Here is an 18,155-nt window from a genome sequence, read left to right as displayed (position 1 = left end):
ACCGGGCCGGGCCGGCTCACAACACGCGGAGCACGAAACACTTCAGGTAGCGCGTCTCGCGCAGGTTGAGCAGCACCGGGTGGTCCTTGCCCGCGCCCCGCTTCTCGATGATCTGCACCCGCCGCTTCGCGTCCGCCGCCGCCGAGGCCAGCATGTCCTCGAAGGACTGCTCGTCGATGTGGTACGTGCAGCTCGCGGAGATGAGGTAGCCGCCCGGCCGCAGGAGCTGCATGGCGCGCAGGTTGATCTCCTTGTACCCGCGCAGCGCTCCTTCGATGGCGTCCTTGTTCTTCGCGAACGAGGGCGGGTCCAGGACGATGGTGTCGAAGCGCCGGCCCTCGTCCACCGCGTCGCGCAGGAAGTCGAAGGCGTTGGCCACCACCACCTCCACGTTGGGCAGCTTGTTGGCCGCCGCGTTCTCGCGAAGCTGAGCCGCCGCCTGCTCGGAGATCTCCACCGCGGTGACCTTCTGGGCCCGCGTGGCGAGCTGCAGCGCGAAGCCGCCCACGTACGAGAAGCAGTCGAGCGCCTCGCCGAAGGCGTACTGCGACGCCATGACGTGGTTCTCCCGCTGGTCCAGGAACGAGCCCGTCTTCTGGCCCTCGAGCAAGTCCGCGCGCACGCGCACGAGGCCCTCGTCATAGGCCACCGGGCCGGGCAGGGTGCCGTACAGCACGCCCTTCTCCTGGGGCAGGCCCTCCAGCGCCCGCACGCCCACGTCCGAGCGGTTGACGATGGCGCGTGGCTTGTACAACTCCACCAGCAGGTCGGTGATGAGCTGCTTGCGCTGCTCGGTGCCCGGGATGAGGAACTGCACGCTCAAGGAGTCGCCATAGCGGTCCACCACGAGGCCGGGCAGCAGGTCCGCCTCGCCGTGCACCACGCGGTAGGTGTTCTCCCCGGGCAGGGCGCGTCGACGCATCGCGTCGGCCTGGGCCAGGCGCTGGCGGAAGAAGTCGGTGTCCACTGGCACGTCCTCGTAGGAGAGCCAGCGCAGCGAAATCTTCGAGTGCTTCGAATAGAAGGCCTTGCCCAGGAACCAGCCGCGGGTGTCGACCACGCGCACCACCTCGCCGCCCTGGAGGGCAGGGTCGCCGTTGAGGTCGGCGCGGTAGATCCACGGGGGGCCGGCCTGCCAGCGCTCGACACCCCGGCGGATGAGGGAGACCTGGGGCAGCCCATCCTGGCCGATGTCCGGAGTGGTCCGGTCCGGGGCGGGCTTCTCCGGGCGCTGCTGGGGGCGCTTGTTGCGGCCGGGGGGGCCACCGGGGCGGCGATCGTGACGGGGTCCTGGAGTTGGCTTGGGCATGGCTGGTGCGGCGTATACTCCAAACCGCGTGAGATACGACCTGCTCCTTCAATCCATGGTCCCGGGGACGCCTTTCGACAGCGACCGGGTGGAGGCCCTTCTGGAAGCCCGGGGGGCGAAAGTCCTGCCGAGCGGTGGGCGTACCTGGCTGCTGGCGCATGGCTCGGTGGAGTTCCATCCGCTGCGCGAGGGGGGCCAGTGGGTGGCCACCGAGGTGCGCGTGCCCCTGGCGGACCGGACCGAGCTCATTCGCGAGGTGGTCTCCAAGGTGGCGGAGCTGGCCCGGGAGGCCGAGGTCCGATTCTTCGACCCGCAGCTGGGGCGCGAGTTGAAGGTCCACGACGAAGGCGCGGTGGCGGACCAGTACGAGCGCACCGCGCGCTACGCGGGGGAGATGCTCGGGCTGGCCTCGGCCATGCCTATCAGCACCACCGAGAGCGAGGGCTTCCAGCCGACGACGAAGTTCCTGTTGGGGGCCATCGGGCTCTTCACGCTGCTGTACCTGCTGGTGAATTGGATCAACAGCCAGCTCGGCGGCTGAAAAAAGCCAACGCCGCGCGCATCCATACGTTCCTGCAGGCGCTGGAGGCCTCCGGGCGTTAGGTTGGGCAGGTGTTCAAGTACCTCCTTCTCGCGTTCACGGTTGTCCCGTTCATCGAGCTGTACCTGCTCTTGGCCATCGGCCGCGAGGTGGGCTTCTGGCCCACGGTGGGCGGGGTGCTGCTCACGGGCCTGGTAGGTGCCTGGCTGGCCAAGAAAGAGGGCCTGCGCGTGCTCCGCCGCTGGCAGGAGTCGCTCGCACAGGGGCGGATGCCGGAGGAGGGCCTGGTGGGTGGGGTGCTCGTCCTGGTGGGCGGGGTGCTGCTGGTGTCACCGGGCGTGCTCACCGACGTCGTGGGGCTCTTCCTGCTGTTCCCGCCGACGCGGAAGCTCGTGGCTGCGGTGGTGCGCCGGAGACTCGAGCGCCGTATGGCGGCGGGCACGCTGCGAGTCACCAGCTTCCAGTCAGGTCCATTCGGTGGGGGCCCATTCGGGCCGACACCAGGAAACGAGCCCTTCTCGCCCCACTCCTCACGGCCCCGCATGGAGCGGAGGCCAGGGAACGAGACGGACGCAGAGTTCTCCGAGGACTAAAGTTCCCCTCACATTTCCCCTCTCCCCCCGGGAGAGGGACGGGGTGAGGGTGCCCGTCCCCGTCCTGCTGCCTGTGCGTCAGAGGACGCGCTGGTACTCGCGGACCCAGAACTTCATCGAGCCCTCGCAGATGGATTCCAGCCGCTGGCATTCGAGCTCGCGGGGCTTGTCCATCTCCAGCGTTGCATCCACGAGCAGCTCCTTCCGAGCGTTCCAGAGCTGGAGGCGGACATGGGAGGCATCGGTGCGTGAGGCGCGGGCGTACAGCGTGAGGCGCCTGCCGCGGTGCTCGAAATCCAGCGAGATCGGCTCCGGCTCGGAGGGTGAGAGGGTATAGACGCCGGTGACAGCGGGAATCTGGAGCAGCAACTGCACGGGCGGCTGATGCTCGGTAGGCGTCTCCAGCTTGAGCGAGTGCTGGCCGGTGATGCGCATGGCCATGAAGTCCAGGGTCGGGGCGTGCTGAGGGGAGACGGGCTTGACGGTGAGCAGCTTCCGGGAGCCCTGGATGAGGGCAATGGCTCCGTCCCGAGTGCGGATCTCGCCTGAGCAATGAGCGTCGTCGGTGCAGTCGACGGAGAGGCGCCAGTCGGCCTTGGCATCGGGACAGTCCTTGGGGACCTCGAGCTGGACCTGGGCCTTGGGGGTGAGGATGAGGCTCAGGGTGCTCGGGGTGCGGCAGACGAAGTCCACGTCCACGGCGAGCGCGGTGACCTCGACGGGAGCGACCGGAGCGGCGGGGGGAGCCTTCTTGGGTTGCTGGGTTCCGTCCGCGGCGAGCAGCAGGGCGATCACGGAGAGGGCGGAGAACATGGTCCCGGTCTAACACGGGGCAGGTGGGCCGCCAGCCTCTCACCGGATGGCACTCGTACGCCGAGAATACCGTTTGAACGACAGAGCGGAATCCCCGTACGTCCAGAAGGAGTCGCACTGCCCTCCTGGGCATGGTGCAGGGAAATTCTTTGCCCAATTTGCCGGGCACTGGCGGCCACGCGTCTCGACCCCCCGAGTCCGGTGGCCGGCCGTCCTCACGGAGTGCTCCATGTCGAACGTTCTCCCCCGCAGCTCTTCCCTGCTGCCCGCCCTGCTTGCCCTCGTCACGGGCCTCGTCTCCGGATGCATCATCACCGACTACCACGGTGACCACGGAGACTGGTGCGAGGACACGCATCATTCCTGCACCGACAACTCCGACTGTCACTCCACCCAGTACTGCATGCGCGGGATGTGTGAGGACATTCCCCTGGACTCCCAGTCCTGCAGCACCTCGAAGGACTGCTCCTCCGGGGACACCTGCGTCAACGGGGTGTGCAACCACGCGTGCTCGCGTGACTCGGACTGCGCTCGCGGCTCCTACTGCGATGGCCACTACTGCCGCGTGAGGAGGGGAGATGGTGGCACCCGGCCTCCGCCGCCTCCTCCGGCGGATGGCGGAACCTCCTGCCCCCGGCCGCCTCCTCCGGCGGATGGAGGCACGCCGCCTCCTCCGGTGGACGCGGGCACTCCGGGCAGTTGCGTGCGCAACACCGACTGTGCCTCGGGCACCTACTGCATCAACGGCGCCTGTGTCCGCGGCTGCTCCTACGACTCGCAGTGCGCCTCCACGGAACAGTGCTCGAGTGGGCTGTGCCGTCCGCGCCCGTCCCCCGCGTGTACCAGCGCCGCGCAGTGCACTGGCGGCACCGATTGTGTGGATGGCGCGTGCCGCCCGACCTGCACCTCCAGCACTTCGTGCCCCAGCGGCTCCGTCTGCAAGATTGGCTACTGCATGCCCTCGTCCACCCCGGGCAGCGGCCAGGCCTGCTCCGTCAACTGCGACTGCCCCTCGGGCGAGCGGTGCGTGGAGGGGGTCTGCAGCATCTGAGCCCGCGGCTCAGCGGCGTCCGGCGCGAGGCGCCACCATGCGCCAGCAGCGGTGGATCTCCTTGCGCTGGAAGTCCTCGGGGATGGAGTCGGGCGTGAGCTCCTCCACCCCTTCGAAGTCGCGGGTGGCGGAGTCCTTCAATTCGAAGCCCAGGAAGTTGGTGGAGAAGTAGAGGACGCCGCCGGGGGACAGCAGCTCCCGGATGCCCTCCAGCAGGCGCACGTGGTCTCGCTGCACGTTGAAGGAGCCCTGCATCTTCTTCGAGGTGGAGAAGGAGGGCGGATCACACACCACCAGATCGAAGGTCTGCTCGGGCTCCTTGCGCTGGTCCTGCACCCAGGCCATGGCATCGGCGCGCAGCAGGGTGTGACGCGGGTCCGATAGCTTGTTGAGCGCGAGGTTGTCCTCGGCCCAGTCGAGGTAGGTGTTGGACAGGTCCACGCTGAAGGTGCGCGAGGCCCCGCCCGCGGCGGCGTACACGGTGAATGCGCCCGTGTAGCAGAAGAGGTTGAGGAAGCTCTTTCCCTTCGCCTCCTCGCGCACCCGGGCACGCGTCAGCCGGTGGTCCATGAAGAGGCCGGTGTCCAGGTAGTCGCCGAGGTTCACCCAGAACTTCAGCCCCTGCTCCTCCACCACGAGGCGCTCGGTGCCCTCGCCCACCCGGCCATACTGCGAGCGGCCCCAGGGCTGGGGCAGGTGCGTCTTCACGTGAATGCGCTCTGGGGGCACCTCCAGCACCGCCGTCACCGCGGCCAGCACCTCGGCCCGTTGCTCCTCCAGGCTCTTGAGGGCCCGCCGGCGCGGGTACTCCACCAGGTGCACCCGGTCTCCGTAGAGGTCCACCGCATAGGTGTACTCGGGCACGTCCCGGTCGTACACGCGGAAGGCGGTGAGCCCGCGGGCCTTGGCCCACTTGCGGAAGTGCTTCACGTTCTTGCGCAGGCGGTTCTCGAACATCCCCACCGCCGTTCCGGTGCCCTGCGTCATGACTGCCCTGTCCTCTCCCGTACAACTGCCGCCCCCTCTTCTCCGAGTCCCCGCCGCCGGGCAAGTCTTCTAGACGGACGGTCGGGCTCGGCTAAACCTCCCGGGGGGAAGGGGAGTGTGATAGGCCCCCGGCCATGCGCTTCGACACCCTCGCCATCCATGCCGGTCAGGAGCCGGATCCCACGACGGGCGCCATCATGACGCCGGTCTACCTGACCTCCACCTACGTCCAGGCAGGCCCCGGGGAGCACAAGGGCTTCGAGTACAGCCGGACGCAGAACCCCACCCGCAACGCGCTTCAGGACTGTCTGGCGGCCCTCGAGGGCGCGAAGCACGGTCTTGCCTTCGCCTCGGGTCTGGCCGGCTCGGACATGCTGATGCACATGCTGGAGACCGGGGACCACGTGGTGGTGTCCGACGATGTGTACGGCGGCACGTTCCGCATCTTCGACAAGGTCTTCCGGCGCCACGGGCTGAACTTCTCCTGGGTGGACCTGTCCAACCCGGACAACTTCGAGAAGGCCATCACCCCGAAGACGAAGATGGTCTGGGTGGAGTCGCCCACCAACCCGATGCTCAAGCTCATCGACCTGGCGCGCATCGCGGAGACGGCGAAGAAGCGGAACATCCTCTCGGTGTGCGACAACACGTTCATGACGCCGTACTTCCAGCGTCCGATGGACCTGGGGTTCGACGTGGTGACGCACTCGACGACCAAGTACATCAACGGCCACAGCGACGTGGTGGGCGGCTTCGTGTGCACCAGCAACGAGGAGCTGGCGCAGAAGATGTACTTCCTGCAGAACGCGGTGGGCGGCGTGCCTGGCCCCATGGACTGCTTCCTGGTGCTGCGCGGCGTGAAGACGCTGGGCGTGCGCATGGAGCGCCACGCGCAGAACGCGATGAAGGTGGCCCAGTACCTCGCCTCGCACCCGAAGGTGCAGAAGGTCACCTATCCCGGCCTGGAGAACCACCCGCAGCATGCGCTGGCCCGCAAGCAGATGAAGGGCTTCGGCGGCATGATGACCTTCGACATCAAGGGCGGGCTGGAGGCGGCGCGCAAGTTCCTCAAGACGGTGAAGATCTTCGCCTGCGCCGAGTCGCTCGGTGGCGTGGAGTCGCTCATCGAGCACCCGGCGATCATGACGCACGCGTCGGTGCCGAAGGAGACGCGCGAGCAGCTGGGCATCACGGACGGGCTCATCCGGCTGTCGGTGGGCATCGAGGATGCGCAGGACCTCGTGGACGACCTGAAGCAGGCGCTCGAGGTGGCCTGAGCCGCACCACCCCCACCCATTTCCCCTCTCCCCTCGGGAGAGGGACGGGGTGAGGGTATCGGGAGTACCCGGGTTCAAATCCCGGCTGAGGGCCTCACGCTCCCGTGTCAGGGAGCGGAGGCCTCCGTGTGACTGGCAAGACTCGCGCGCTCGCGCTCCTGCGTCGAACCGGGCCCCGGTGCCGTCGGCCAGCTTGCCCTCTCCTGCCGTGTGAAGTGCAGCTCCTCTCCGTCTCTGGGGATGAGCACCTTCTCGAGCAGTCCCTCGGCCTTCATCCGTTCGCGCAGCCCTTCGCGCGTGGTCGGACAGTGGTCGAGCGCTTCCAGGTGATTCAGCACCACCCGTCCGGGTGCCCGCCTGACGAGCGTCACGAGTTCGTCGACGGAGAACAGGATATCGCCGCCCACCCCGAAGTTCGCCGCGCCCGCCGGGGCGATGATGACATCGGGCTGGAGACGCTCCACTGCCTCCAGGAGGTCCTCCGTGAGCACTGCGTCCGACGTGAGGAACACGCTCGGCTCGTCCGGGTGCGCCAGGTAGTAGCCCGAGACGCGGCCCAGCAGCCGTGCGAGCAGTCCGCGGCCGTGCCGGACCGGGATGCGCTCCACTCTCATCCCGAGCGCACCGTCGTCGAGCTCCCGGACGGCGAGTCCCCTCTTCCTGAGGTTCGGCGCCTCCTCACGGCTCGTCCACACGGGTAACCCGTGCTTCCGGATCCATCGGAGGCCCGCCGTGTCCAGATGATCCGGGTGGGCGTGGGTGACGAGTACGCCCGTTGCCTCCTCCAGCCACGAGAACGTGTCGGGCGGCAGTGGGACCAGGGGATTGGGGCGGCGGCCTCCTCCGAAGAACTTGAAGCCAGTAAACGCCCCCTGCCTGGCGAGCATCGGATCGATCAGCAGACGGTGCTCTCCCAGCGTCAGCAGGGCGGTGGCATTGCGCAGGTGGTGGATCTTCATGGAGCGCTCCAGTGAGACGGAATGGACCCGTAAACTAGAGACCGCACGGATGGATGGAAATCGCTAGATTGGGAAGCCAGGCATCCATTTTTGCATGGGGGTCCGGATGGAGTGGGAGCTGTTGCGCACGTTCGAGGCAGTCACGCGCCTCGGGAGCCTGACGGCCGCGTCGAAAGCCCTGGGCGTGAGCCAGTCGACCGTCAGCAGACACCTGGCGCGGCTGGAGGAGAGCGCCGGTTCCCCGTTGCTGCTGCGCGAAGCGCCGCTGCGGCTGACGGAGCGCGGGTCCTCGTTGCTGGCGGCGGTGCAACCCATGGTGGAGGCCGCGCTGGCGGCGCGGTCCGCGCTGGAAGACACGCCGGAGCTTCGCGGCGAGCTCACGCTGACCACCATCGGCGAGATGGTGCGCTGGAAGCTGACCCCCCGCCTGCCCGAGTTCTACCGGGCCTTTCCCCACCTGCGCCTGCGCATCCTGGCGGATAACCGGATCAACAGCCTCGCCGCCGGAGAAGCCGACGTGGCGCTCCGGATGATGCGCCCCGATCGTGGCGAGCTCGTCGCGAGGAAGGTGGGCTCGGCCTCCTATGCCTTCTTCGCGGCCTCCTCACTGGACCTCCACGCCGAGAGCCCATGGATGGGCCTGACGGGCTCGGTCGCCGGCATCCCCGAGCAGCGCCACGCGGAGCGGGTCTTCGCCACCCGCGCCCCACGGCTGCTCGTCGAGGACCTCGAGTCCCTCGGGCTCGCGGTCGAAGCAGGGCTCGGCGTGGCCCTGCTGCCCCGGAGTCTCGCCGCGAGGCTCCATGGAGTCGTGGAGGTGGCTCCGCGGCGGATTGGAGCCCGGAGCAGCGACCGGCTCCCCTCGCGCGACATCTGGATGGTCGTCCACCGCGCGAAGCAGCACGTGCCCAAGGTGCGGGCCTTGATGGGGTGGCTTGGAAGCGTCATGAACGACGCGCGCCCGTAACACTCTGCTAGACGGGCTGTCACACCCCGCGAGCCACCGCTGACAGATTGTTGCGCTCGGCGTGTGCGGCACCACACGGAGAAGAAGAACATGTCCCGAATTTCCCACCTGCTTTTTTTCATGCTCATGCCCGTCCTTTGCACCGCTTGCGCCGGGGCGAGGGCACCCGCAGCCGGCGCGCCGGCCTCCGCCGCCGGGGAGCCACCTCCGATTCGTCTCTACGTGCTGGACTGCGGTCGGATCGAAATCAATGACATGGGTTTCTTCTCGGGCAGCGGCGAGCCCACGGGCCAGGCCGGTACGCTCACCGTCCCTTGCTTCCTGATCCAGCATCCCCAGGGCGTGTTCTTGTGGGACACGGGGCTGAGCGACTCCATTGCCCAGGCGCCCGGAGCCGACCCGGTGGGGAATCGGACCTACGTCGATACTCCGCTGAGCACTCAATTGCGGCAGCTCGGCCTCGACCACCAGGACGTGCGCTATGTCGCCTTTTCGCATCTGCATGCCGACCATGCCGGCAATGCCAATGCGTTCACCTCGTCCACGTGGATCCTCCAGCGGCGCGAGTTCGACTGGGCGACCCAGACCCCAGCGCCACTCGGTGTGGATGCGACGGTGTTCTCCGCGTATCGCACGGCGAAGCTGCAACTCCTCGACGGTGATGCCGATGTCTTCGGCGATGGCAGCGTGCGCATCATTCAGACGCCCGGGCATACTCCCGGACATCAGTCGCTCGTCGTCCGGCTCCAGCGGGCGGGCACGTTCGTCCTATCAGGCGACCTCTGCCATACGCGCGAGAACTGGCGGAGCCATGTCGTGCCGCACTTCAACCTCAGCCGCCCGGAGACGCTCGCATCCTTCGAACGGGTCGAGGCGCTCATCCAGGACACCCACGGGAGCTTACTGGTACAGCATGCGCCGGAGGACATTCGCGCAATGCCAAAGTTCCCGGCATATCTGGAGTGAGGGGGCGGACGGTCCCCATCAGTCTGTCGTTGGCATGCAGATGCGTATGGGCGGGCAGGGAGAAGCCCTCCGGCTGCCAGCGCTCGGACACCTCCTCCTGGACGAGCCGCTCCCGGGGGTCCTGGAACTCCTTGGTGGCAGGTGACCGCATCGCTTTTCGGAGTCCCACGCTACGGGAAACTCACCATGGGGAGGGTAATAGAGCGGCCATCCGCGCCCCACAGGCGAAGCGTCACCTCTCCGCGTGGAACGCCATTCGCCGCGTCTGCTTCGACAAACACTCGCATGGTCTTCCCAGGCAGGATGGGGCCGATTTGTCCGATGCGCACCCCCTCCAACCTCTCGCCCGTGGTGTTCACCAAGGAGGCTCCAGCCATGCTCCATGGCTCTGCGCCGGAATTCCTGAGCCACACCTCCACCGCCACGCTGTTATTGGAACGGTACGTGACGACCCGCGAGAGCGCGAGGGTGTCGTCCGAGTGCTGCTCATCCAGTGACAGGCTGGGTTGCTGCGCTGAGATGCCCGTGTCTCCCAATGCCGAGGAAAGCAAGAGGCCCATCATCCCGCTGGACTGGTTGAGCAGTGCTCGCAGTTGCTGGACTTCTTCGCGGAGTTGCTGACTCTTCGCGCGCTCCTGCTCTATCTCCTGAAGGTAGGACTCCCGGGTCCGTTTGTCGTGGTACACCTCGACCTGCCGGGCTGCGCGCCCGCGGTGCCCCACCAGCACGAAAGTGGCGCTCTGCCGGGCCGGGCCTTCTTCGAAGCGCACCGTGAGACGTATTCGCTCCCCTGGAGTCATGTCCGGAGGTGGCACCAGTGTAAGGAGTTGACGGGCCCGGACCAATTCCTCGAAACGCACGTCGTCCTGCACGTCCACTGCAGCCGGTGCGTCGAAGCGGAAGCTCGTCGAGAGCCCTGGACTGACGCACACCTCAACATCCGCTGCGGGTGTGAGCGACAAGTCGTGGCGTTGCATGTCGGTGCAGTCGGTAGTGGGGGGCAATGGTTCAGCGGGGGCTTGCAGAAGAACCAGTATCAGGACAAAGGAGAATGCTGGGAGCATTGGTGGCTATCTCTGGAGCAGCTCTCTCTACTTGAAGCGCTCTACGACCTGGACGCTCACGGAGGAAATGACGAGCGCCTGGGTGGACGTGCTGCCGGGCGCTACGCCGTTGCCCCTCATCGATTCGCCGATCGTCATCACTTCCAGGCACACGGGCACGGTCTCACCACTGGGGAGGTGGGCGGCGGTGAAGCGACCGTATACGCGCTCATCCCCCAGGTGCAGCCGCCCGTCGAAGGTGGTCTCCTCGGGGAGTCGATCCCATGGCCCGATGATCTCGGCGCGAACCTTTTGCCCCTCGCGCACAGGCACAATCCGGGGGCGCTTATCAAAGGGCAGGAAGAGCACTCCGTGAACGTCTCCGGGAAAGAGGCCGAAGCGCTTGTGGGCCGCAGCAGCTCCAGGTGGGCACTCCGCCGGAGGGGGAAGGGGACGCGGCTGCGGCCCACTCACGCAGCCGGGCGAACCGGCCACGCAGCCGGCGACAATCAGGGTGCGGACCGTCTTGGACTTCTTCATCTTGGGCTCCTCGCTATTCGTCGCGGCGGCGACGGGCGCGGGCGGGAGTGCCGCGCCGGGCGCACTCTCTGCCGGCGTGACTGGGGCTACGACTTCTCGGCCAGATGTGCCCGGTGGCGTCTCGAGAGAGGAAGACGACGCCGTGCGTGGGGTATCCCCGGGAGGCGCGCACAACAGGAGGAGTGCGCCGAGGGCGAGTCCGGCAATCCGCCACCGCCCGGGGCGCTGGCCTCCGGGCACGGCCGGAGCAGGGGCTGGGTGCTTCTCGTGGCCCTCTCTGGGGAACAGCGGTGTGCGCCACGTGCTGTCCGCCTGGGTGCACAGCTCCAGCAGGTCCTCCGCGAGCGCCTTGGCCTCCGGGTACCGGGCCTCGGGCTCCTTTTCCAGCATCCCCATGCACAAGTCGCTCAGGGCCAGCGGCACGCGCGGGTTGAGCACACTCGGGGCGGGCGGCGTCCTCTCGAGGATGGCCCGATTCAGGTCCGGGCCGTTCCGGTCTCCGAAGGGGAGTGTGCGCGTCAGCAGGATGTAGGTGACGACGCCCAATGCCCACAGGTCATCTCCCGGCGCGAAGGGGTAGGGCTCGCCCTCCCACTCCCGGGCGAAGCGCAACGCCTCGGGGCTGCGGTACTCCGCGGTGCCCGGTGGCAGGCGCATGGTGAGGCGTAGGGCCCCCTCCTTGAGGCCCGCCGCACCGAAGTCCACCAGCACCGGTTGCCCGTCCGCCTCGCGCATGACGATGTTGGCTTCCTTGATGTCCCGGTGGACCACGCCCGAGGCATGCACGTCCGCGAGGGTGAGCGCGAAGGGCAACAGCATCCGCATCACCAGCTCGAGCGCGGAGGGATTCTCCTCTGCCGCCCAGACGTCGAGCGTGCGACCCTCGACGAGCTCCAGGGCCAGGACGAGGAAGCGCGGCTCGTCCTCGGGCCAGAAGCCATACCCGTGGTAGGTCACCACGTTGGGGTGCCGCACCAGACGCAATGCAGCCGCCTCCCGGTCTGCTCGCGGGTCGATGCGGACCAGCTTGATGGCGTAGAGGCGGCCACTCCGTCTCGCCCGGTACACAGTGCCGAAGCTGCCGGAGGCAATTGTTCCCTCGATGGTGAAGCCTGCCACCTCCGTACCTGGCTCGAAGCGTGGTCCGGGCTGCGCACTCCAGGCTTGTCCGCCGATTTCGTCGAGCATCCCGCGTCCCTCCGGAATCTACGGACGCTACCAGAGAGAGCAGCGGGAAGACCCGAACCTCGGGGGTTGGCAGGAGCGCGGCCTTCTCATTGGAATTGGGATGACGGAACCTGGCATGTGTCCATGGTCACGGACACGACTGCCCAGCCCGGCGCATGGCTCCTGGGACTCCGTCCGCCCCCCTCTTCTGCCGCTTCGTCGCACGCACGGCGAGGTGATGGCCTGACGACGTCTTTCTGTACAAACCATATACGCATCATGCGGAGGAAAAATCCCGCTCCAGTAGCGGTTGAGCCATTCCCCGCATGGCACTTACAGCCTCCCGACCCGCCGCCTCCCTGGCTCGCTCGACGCTCATCCAGATGGGCGTTCGCATTGGCATCCTCATCGCCCTGACCACGCTCGCCAGCTACCTGCACATGTTCCACACGCTGCGCGAGGAAGCCATCCAGCAACTGGAGCGGCATGTGGCGGAGCGCAGCCAGCGGGAGCAGGCCATCTTCATGCTGGCGGAGGACAACCACGCCATCCTCAAGAAGGCCCTGGTGGAGCGCATCCAGGCCTGGAGCCAACAGGACCCGAATCCACGCTTCGACAGCCTGTTCACCCAGCTGCCGGATGGCACCCTCCGCTCCCGCGCCGAGGGCTTCGATGGGACGAGGATGACGGGCGTCTTCATTCCCCCAGGTGTGAGGCTCGATACGGAGCTCCGCCGCCGCATCCTGGCCGCCCATGACGTCGTCTCTCAGTACGGGCCCGCCTTCGCCGCCCGCTTCACGGATACCTACATCACCCTGCCGGAGGGACCGTGCATCACGTTCTGGCCCACGAAGCCCAACTGGGCCATGGAGCTCCCGGCGGACGATCCGACGCTCGAGTACGAGTACTACACCCTCACCACTCCCGAGAAGAATCCGGGGCGGCGCACGGCCTGGACCAGCAGCTACCTGTACTCCCCCACCCAGAGCTGGCTGGTCACGGCGAACACCCCGGTGGATATGGATGGCCGCCATGTCGGGTCGTTCTCCCATGACATCTCGCTGGATGAGCTGATGGCCCGCTCCATCAACGACCACCTGCCCGGCGCCTACAACCTGCTCGTGCGAGATGACGGCCAGCTCATCGCGCATCCCGCGTTGGACATGCGGGACGCCAACATGGGCTACGACATCCTGGGCACCACTCCGCAGCCCGGTGGGAGCCCTCCGCGACTCGCTTCCGAAGAGGAGCGGGCCCACCTGCGGAGCCTCTTCGAGAGGGTGAGGAACCGCCAGCCCGGCGAGAGCATCCTGGAGCTCCCCGAGTATGGCGAGCACATCGCCGTGGCCCGGCTGAAGGGGCCGGGCTGGAACTTCGTCACGGTGCTGCCCAAGAGCGTGGTGACCGCATCCGCCTTGAGGGCGGCACGCTATGTGTTGCTGTTCGGCCTGGCGTCACTGCTGCTGGAGCTGGTCATCATGTACTGGGTGCTCCAGAAGCAGATTTCCCAACCGCTGCTGGTGCTCACGCAGGCCACCCATCGAGTGGCGGCCGGTGACTTCCAGGTGGTGCTGGACACCTCGCGTGAGGACGAGCTGGGGACTCTTGCGGGCGCCTTCCGAATCATGGCGGACAAGGTCCAGCAGCGAGAGGAGCAGCTGCGACAGGCCAACGAGGGACTGGAGCAACGTGTCGAGGAGCGAACCCGAGAGCTGAAGACGGTCCACGGGCAACTGGTGCAGACGGCGCGGCAGGCGGGCATGGCGGAGATCGCCACCAACGTGCTGCACAACGTGGGCAATGTGCTCAACAGCGTCTATACCGCCTCCCAACTGGCACGGGACAGGGTGAGCGGTTTGCGGTTGGAGCACGTGAGCAAGGTGGCCACCCTGCTCGACGAGCACCAGGCGGACCTCACGACCTTCCTCACGCAGGACGAGCGCGGTCGCAATGCCATGCCCTTCCTGAACAAGCTGGGACAGAACCTGGTGAAGGATCGCCAGGAGATCCTCGTCCTGTTGGAGGATGTGGGCCGGTACACGGAGCACATCGGCGATATCGTCAAGGTGCAGCAGAACCATGCCCGGACGCCCCGGCTGCACGAGCCCGTCCACCTGTCGGCGCTGGTGGACGACGCGCTGCGCATCAACGCGGCCGCGCTCACCCGTCACCGCGTGAAGGAGGTACGGCAACTGTGCTTCCTGTCTCCCGTGATGACAGACAAGCACAAGGTGTTGATGATCCTGGTCAACCTCATCAGCAACGCCAAGTACGCCATGGACGCGACGCCGGAGGACCAGCGCATCCTGACCGTGAAGCTGGAGCTCCCCGTCTCCGACCGCGCTCGCATCGAGGTCCACGACAAGGGCATGGGCATCTCCCAGGAGCTGCTCACACGCATCTTCCAGTACGGCTTCACCACCCGGAGGGATGGGCACGGCTTCGGCCTGCACTCCAGCGCCGTGGCGGCCCAGGAGCTGGGGGGCTCCCTGACGGTCCACAGTGACGGGCCCGGGCGTGGCGCTACGTTCTCGCTGGAGCTGCCCTATCAGCCCATCGAGGAGACGCCTCGCGCATGAGCCGCGAGCTTGGCCAGGCTCACTTCTCCCACAGCGTGAAGGAGGTGGCGTACCACAAGGCGTAGGTGACGGACGTGGCGTACTGGAAGGGAGCGGAGGTGGGCAGGGAGACGAGCGCGGCCAGCTCGAAGATGTGCGTCTGCTCCGGATTCAGGGCGAAGCCCACGCCCGGAGCGAGCAGCACGCTGGCGCTCCAAGAGGAGCCCGCGGTGTCCGTGCCGCGAGCGAACGTGACGGAGGGATCGGCCTCCAGCACGAGCCACAACTGCTTGGAGAGGAAGTATGAGCCGGAGAGGTAGGCGAAGCCCGTGGCCGACGTGAGCCCTCCCCCGTTCAGGTCCAGCATCGGGCGCACACCGGCGTTGAGCGTCAGCATCAGGTTGCCGAAGCTCCGGGTGGCGTGCAGCTCCGGCGAGACCACGAGGGACTGCCCCGGCGTGTAGAGGATGCGAGGGGTGAGGGCCAGCTCCGGGGTCGCGAGATAGCGGGCACTGACGTCCACCAGTCCGAAGCTGGCGGACGCGGGGCTCAGCCCGAAGACACCCGAGGCACCCGCGATGATGTCAAAGCGCTCGGACAGGCCAACAGCGCCATAGAGGTAGGGATTGAGTGTCTTGACGTCGCCCGAGACGAAGACGAACGGGACGACCAGGCCGGTGCCTGGCGAGGTGAGCGAGCTCGGCCACAGCAGCAGGGGGTAGGCCCGCGCCGGCCGGGGAACGGCCAGCAGCAGGCCCACCACAACCAGGGTGAGAAAGAACCCGAGGCGTTTCGGGAGGTGAGGTGTTGGCTTCTCGGGATGTGACGGCACGAGGTTCGAATCCGGGCAGTGGGCCTCACGCTCCAGTGTCTGGGAGGTGGTAGCCCTACTGAGTCCCCAGGGCGGGCTGGTAGGGCAGCTCCAGAATGAACGTGGCCCCACGGCCCGGCCCCTCACTGTGGGCCGTGAGCGAGCCGCCCATCTCCTGGGCCGCCAGGGCACTGGAGTGCAGACCGAAGCCGTGCCCCTCCTCGCGGGTGGTGAAGCCATACTGGAAGATGCGCGTGAGCAGCTCCGGTGAGATGCCCACACCATTGTCGCGAACCTCGAGGCGAATGTGGTCCGCCTCGGAGTGGTCCAGCCGCATCGTCAGGCACCGCTCCCCCTTGGGATTCGCATCCATGGCGTACTTGGCATTGCTGATGAGGTTGACCAGGATGGTCAGCAGCCGGTGCTTGTCGGTCATGACGGGCGGCAGGCCCGTCAGGTGCTGCTCCACGCTCACCGCATGGCGGCCCAGCGCGGCCTCGTTGATGCGCAGGGCATCCTTCACCAGCTCCGCCAGGTCGACCGCCTCCTGCATCGGGGTGGCCTTGGCGTAGCGCTGCTGCAGCTTGATGATGGTGTTGATGTGGTCGGTGTACCGGCTGGCATCCGCGAGCAGCGAGCGGAGCTCCTGACGCTGGTCCTGGAGGTGCAGCCCCAATTCCTTCAGGAAGGGCAGCACGTGCTGCCCGCGCACGTCCTGGGTGAGGAAGGTGGCGAGGTCACCCTGGTGCTCCTCGAGCATGGCGACCAGGCGGCCCATGTGATCGAGCTTCAGCGCGCCCACCCGCTCCTGCGCCAGCAGCGTCGAGGTGTGGACGGTGTTGAGCACGTTGCCCACGTTGTGCAGGACGCTGGTGGCGATCTCCGCCCTGCCCGCCTCTCGTGCGGTTTCGACCAGCTTGCGGTGGGTCTCCTTCAGCTCGCGCGTGCGCTCCTCGACTCGGAGCTCCAGCCCCTCGTTGGCCTGCCGCAGGGCCTCCTCGCGGTGCTGGACCTCTCCGGCCATCAACCGGAAGGCGCTGGCCAGCCGTCCCAGCTCGTCGTTGCGCGAGGTATCCAGTCCGACCTGGAAGTCACCGGTGGCCACCCGATCGGTGGCCTGGGTGAAGGCCAGCAGCGGGCGGGAGATCTGCTGCTTGAGCACCCAGTACATGATGGCGAGCTCCAGCAGCAGCGAAGCCATGCCGAACAACAGCACATAGCGCGCCGCGCCGAGGGCGGTCGAGCTCACCAGGCTCCGGGGCATGACCGTGATGTAGTTCCAGCCCGGCCCTTTCAGCCGCGCCACGGCGATGTACTCGTCATACTCCGGCAGCTCGAGCACGACCTGGCCGGGCTCGAGCTCCTTCATCCGCTCGAAGATGCGCCGCAGGTGCTCTGGCCGGACCCCGGAGCCGAGTGGGAAGGAGGGGTCCCCAGGCTGCTCGCTGGCGCTCAGGATGTTGTAGCTGCTGGAGGCGCCGCCCACCTTCAGCTCGGGGTGGGCGATGAGCTGGCCGTCATCGCGGATGAGCATGTTGTAGGTGCCGGGCAGGTAGTGGGTGTTGTGGGTGCGCTCGATCAACTCCGTGAGCGTGACATCGTGGCCGATCGTCGCGATGTGGCGGCCGTCCATGTCCAGCGGGGAGATCACCGAGGCCATCCAGGTCTTGCTGATCGCCCCCTGGTAGACGCCGGTCCAGCTCGCCTGCCTCCGCGGGTTGTTCGCGGGCAGGGCGATGGTGAAATACTCGGCGGTGGTGAACCGGTAGTCGGGCGCGATCTTCTGGCTCACGGTGGGCATCTCTGGCGCGTACCCCACCATGACGCCCTCCGTGAGCATGATGTAGGTGTCCGTGAAGCGGCTGTGGAAGGCAGGCCCGTATTGGGAGGCCACGTCGTACGCGGCCAGGACCCGGCGGCGGAGGTCGGTATCGGCGGTCACACCCCTGGGGATGAAGACGCCCGGCACCAACGTGCCATCGAAGCCCTCGGGATGATTGCGGATGGTGCCGTCGGGCAGGCGCGCGAACAGGCTGTCGAAGCGGGCGTCCGGGTCCTCCTTGCGCCAGGCCTGGATCCGCGCCTCCAGGGTCTTCTTGAGGAAGGCGTGGTTGTCCTCTCCGAGGAGGAACAGGGCCTGCTCGCGCTCGCTGCGCTCCAGGACATGCTGCTCCAGATGCGAGAGGGTCTCGGCGCGTATGGAGCGGAGGATGTGGAAGTAGCTGAAGATGGTGGTCAGGGCGATGACCACGGCGATGCGTCCCCCCATCTTGAGGAGCGTCGAGCTCGCCAGGGAGGCCCGAGGTCTGGGGGATGACACGGGCTGCATGTCCCGGTCACCGGCCATGGGGTGAACATCCGGTGGAGAGCGAGGCGGCTCCTGGGCGGGGATCACCCGGCAACGATACGGTATGGCCTCGGCGGAGCGCCAATACCCGGGGAGGTGCTGCTCCGGCTCTACTGTCCGAGCCCTCGTGGACCGGGCGCTCCGTCCAGCCGAGGCACGGCGGCAGGGCTCCCTCCACCATCATCCGCCTGCTCGGCCGGCCGCCTCCGTTACCCGCTCAGAGAGC

The 18,155-nt window shown here is 67.3% G+C and carries 15 protein-coding genes; 7 read left to right on the top strand and 8 right to left on the bottom strand.

The features are described 5' to 3' along the window. Positions 1 to 16: 16 nt before the first annotated feature. The gene (locus OV287_RS40970; RefSeq protein ID WP_267539466.1) at positions 17 to 1,309 is read right to left on the bottom strand and encodes a class I SAM-dependent rRNA methyltransferase; all 1,293 of its coding nucleotides are present in this window, start codon (positions 1,307 to 1,309) and stop codon (positions 17 to 19) included. A 28-nt stretch (positions 1,310 to 1,337) separates the two neighbouring features. On the opposite strand from OV287_RS40970, the gene OV287_RS40965 reads away from it, so the two are divergent. Continuing rightward, positions 1,338 to 1,850 (top strand): hypothetical protein, encoded by a 513-nt coding sequence (locus OV287_RS40965; RefSeq protein WP_267539465.1) that lies wholly within the window; start codon positions 1,338 to 1,340, stop codon positions 1,848 to 1,850. Positions 1,851 to 1,921: 71 nt separating this feature from the next. After that, positions 1,922 to 2,443 carry an FxsA family protein gene (locus OV287_RS40960; protein WP_267539464.1) on the top strand — a complete coding sequence of 174 codons (522 nt, stop codon included), beginning with the start codon at positions 1,922 to 1,924 and terminating at the stop codon, positions 2,441 to 2,443. Positions 2,444 to 2,521: 78 nt separating this feature from the next. On the opposite strand, the gene OV287_RS40955 is transcribed toward OV287_RS40960, so the two are convergent. Then, on the bottom strand, positions 2,522 to 3,256 hold the full coding sequence (locus tag OV287_RS40955; protein ID WP_267539463.1) for a hypothetical protein: 735 nt from the start codon (positions 3,254 to 3,256) through the stop codon (positions 2,522 to 2,524). Between the two features lie 229 nt (positions 3,257 to 3,485). On the opposite strand from OV287_RS40955, the gene OV287_RS40950 reads away from it, so the two are divergent. After that, complete coding sequence (locus tag OV287_RS40950) at positions 3,486 to 4,307, top strand: DUF7107 domain-containing protein (RefSeq protein WP_267539462.1); 822 nt, start codon at positions 3,486 to 3,488, stop codon at positions 4,305 to 4,307. 9 nt (positions 4,308 to 4,316) lie between these two features. On the opposite strand, the gene OV287_RS40945 is transcribed toward OV287_RS40950, so the two are convergent. Next, entirely contained in the window at positions 4,317 to 5,294 is a 978-nt protein-coding gene (locus OV287_RS40945) for a class I SAM-dependent methyltransferase (RefSeq protein WP_267539461.1), read from the bottom strand. A gap of 134 nt (positions 5,295 to 5,428) precedes the next feature. On the opposite strand from OV287_RS40945, the gene OV287_RS40940 reads away from it, so the two are divergent. Beyond that, positions 5,429 to 6,571 carry a cystathionine gamma-synthase gene (locus tag OV287_RS40940; protein WP_267539460.1) on the top strand — a complete coding sequence of 381 codons (1,143 nt, stop codon included), beginning with the start codon at positions 5,429 to 5,431 and terminating at the stop codon, positions 6,569 to 6,571. A 107-nt stretch (positions 6,572 to 6,678) separates the two neighbouring features. Here OV287_RS40940 and OV287_RS40935 read toward each other — a convergent pair whose 3' ends face one another. Further along, the gene (locus tag OV287_RS40935) at positions 6,679 to 7,530 is read right to left on the bottom strand and encodes an MBL fold metallo-hydrolase (protein ID WP_267539459.1); all 852 of its coding nucleotides are present in this window, start codon (positions 7,528 to 7,530) and stop codon (positions 6,679 to 6,681) included. A 106-nt stretch (positions 7,531 to 7,636) separates the two neighbouring features. Here OV287_RS40935 and OV287_RS40930 point away from each other — a divergent pair, with 106 nt between their 5' ends. Then, on the top strand, positions 7,637 to 8,497 hold the full coding sequence (locus OV287_RS40930) for a LysR family transcriptional regulator (protein WP_267539458.1): 861 nt from the start codon (positions 7,637 to 7,639) through the stop codon (positions 8,495 to 8,497). Positions 8,498 to 8,587: 90 nt separating this feature from the next. Continuing rightward, entirely contained in the window at positions 8,588 to 9,463 is an 876-nt protein-coding gene (locus tag OV287_RS40925; protein ID WP_267539457.1) for an N-acyl homoserine lactonase family protein, read from the top strand. A gap of 170 nt (positions 9,464 to 9,633) precedes the next feature. Here OV287_RS40925 and OV287_RS40920 read toward each other — a convergent pair whose 3' ends face one another. Further along, positions 9,634 to 10,527: a DUF2381 family protein gene (locus tag OV287_RS40920; protein WP_267539456.1), complete on the bottom strand. Its 894-nt coding sequence runs from the start codon at positions 10,525 to 10,527 to the stop codon at positions 9,634 to 9,636. Between the two features lie 27 nt (positions 10,528 to 10,554). After that, on the bottom strand, positions 10,555 to 12,234 hold the full coding sequence (locus OV287_RS40915) for a serine/threonine protein kinase (RefSeq protein ID WP_267539455.1): 1,680 nt from the start codon (positions 12,232 to 12,234) through the stop codon (positions 10,555 to 10,557). Positions 12,235 to 12,539: 305 nt separating this feature from the next. On the opposite strand from OV287_RS40915, the gene OV287_RS40910 reads away from it, so the two are divergent. Further along, positions 12,540 to 14,792 carry a sensor histidine kinase gene (locus tag OV287_RS40910; protein ID WP_267539454.1) on the top strand — a complete coding sequence of 751 codons (2,253 nt, stop codon included), beginning with the start codon at positions 12,540 to 12,542 and terminating at the stop codon, positions 14,790 to 14,792. 19 nt (positions 14,793 to 14,811) lie between these two features. Here OV287_RS40910 and OV287_RS40905 read toward each other — a convergent pair whose 3' ends face one another. Both OV287_RS40905 and OV287_RS40900 read right to left on the bottom strand, forming a co-directional pair. Then, complete coding sequence (locus OV287_RS40905) at positions 14,812 to 15,603, bottom strand: hypothetical protein (protein ID WP_267539453.1); 792 nt, start codon at positions 15,601 to 15,603, stop codon at positions 14,812 to 14,814. A gap of 55 nt (positions 15,604 to 15,658) precedes the next feature. Continuing rightward, positions 15,659 to 17,929 carry an ATP-binding protein gene (locus tag OV287_RS40900; RefSeq protein ID WP_308809779.1) on the bottom strand — a complete coding sequence of 757 codons (2,271 nt, stop codon included), beginning with the start codon at positions 17,927 to 17,929 and terminating at the stop codon, positions 15,659 to 15,661. Positions 17,930 to 18,155: the final 226 nt, after the last annotated feature.

This window comes from Archangium lansingense (assembly GCF_026626635.1).
Classification (GTDB): Bacteria; Myxococcota; Myxococcia; order Myxococcales; family Myxococcaceae; genus Archangium; species Archangium lansingense.
The sequence above is the reverse complement of the archived record's forward strand: the minus strand, read 5'-3'. Positions and strand labels throughout refer to the sequence as shown.

Coding starts and splice junctions, on each gene's coding strand:
- OV287_RS40950 (WP_267539462.1), top strand. CDS start 3,486: ATGTCGAACGTTCTCCCCCGCAGCTCTTCCCTGCTGCCCGCCCTGCTT.
- OV287_RS40945 (WP_267539461.1), bottom strand. CDS start 5,294: ATGACGCAGGGCACCGGAACGGCGGTGGGGATGTTCGAGAACCGCCTG.
- OV287_RS40920 (WP_267539456.1), bottom strand. CDS start 10,527: ATGCTCCCAGCATTCTCCTTTGTCCTGATACTGGTTCTTCTGCAAGCC.
- OV287_RS40935 (WP_267539459.1), bottom strand. CDS start 7,530: ATGAAGATCCACCACCTGCGCAATGCCACCGCCCTGCTGACGCTGGGA.
- OV287_RS40910 (WP_267539454.1), top strand. CDS start 12,540: ATGGCACTTACAGCCTCCCGACCCGCCGCCTCCCTGGCTCGCTCGACG.
- OV287_RS40930 (WP_267539458.1), top strand. CDS start 7,637: ATGGAGTGGGAGCTGTTGCGCACGTTCGAGGCAGTCACGCGCCTCGGG.
- OV287_RS40925 (WP_267539457.1), top strand. CDS start 8,588: ATGTCCCGAATTTCCCACCTGCTTTTTTTCATGCTCATGCCCGTCCTT.
- OV287_RS40915 (WP_267539455.1), bottom strand. CDS start 12,234: ATGCTCGACGAAATCGGCGGACAAGCCTGGAGTGCGCAGCCCGGACCA.
- OV287_RS40900 (WP_308809779.1), bottom strand. CDS start 17,929: ATGGCCGGTGACCGGGACATGCAGCCCGTGTCATCCCCCAGACCTCGG.
- OV287_RS40940 (WP_267539460.1), top strand. CDS start 5,429: ATGCGCTTCGACACCCTCGCCATCCATGCCGGTCAGGAGCCGGATCCC.
- OV287_RS40970 (WP_267539466.1), bottom strand. CDS start 1,309: ATGCCCAAGCCAACTCCAGGACCCCGTCACGATCGCCGCCCCGGTGGC.
- OV287_RS40955 (WP_267539463.1), bottom strand. CDS start 3,256: ATGTTCTCCGCCCTCTCCGTGATCGCCCTGCTGCTCGCCGCGGACGGA.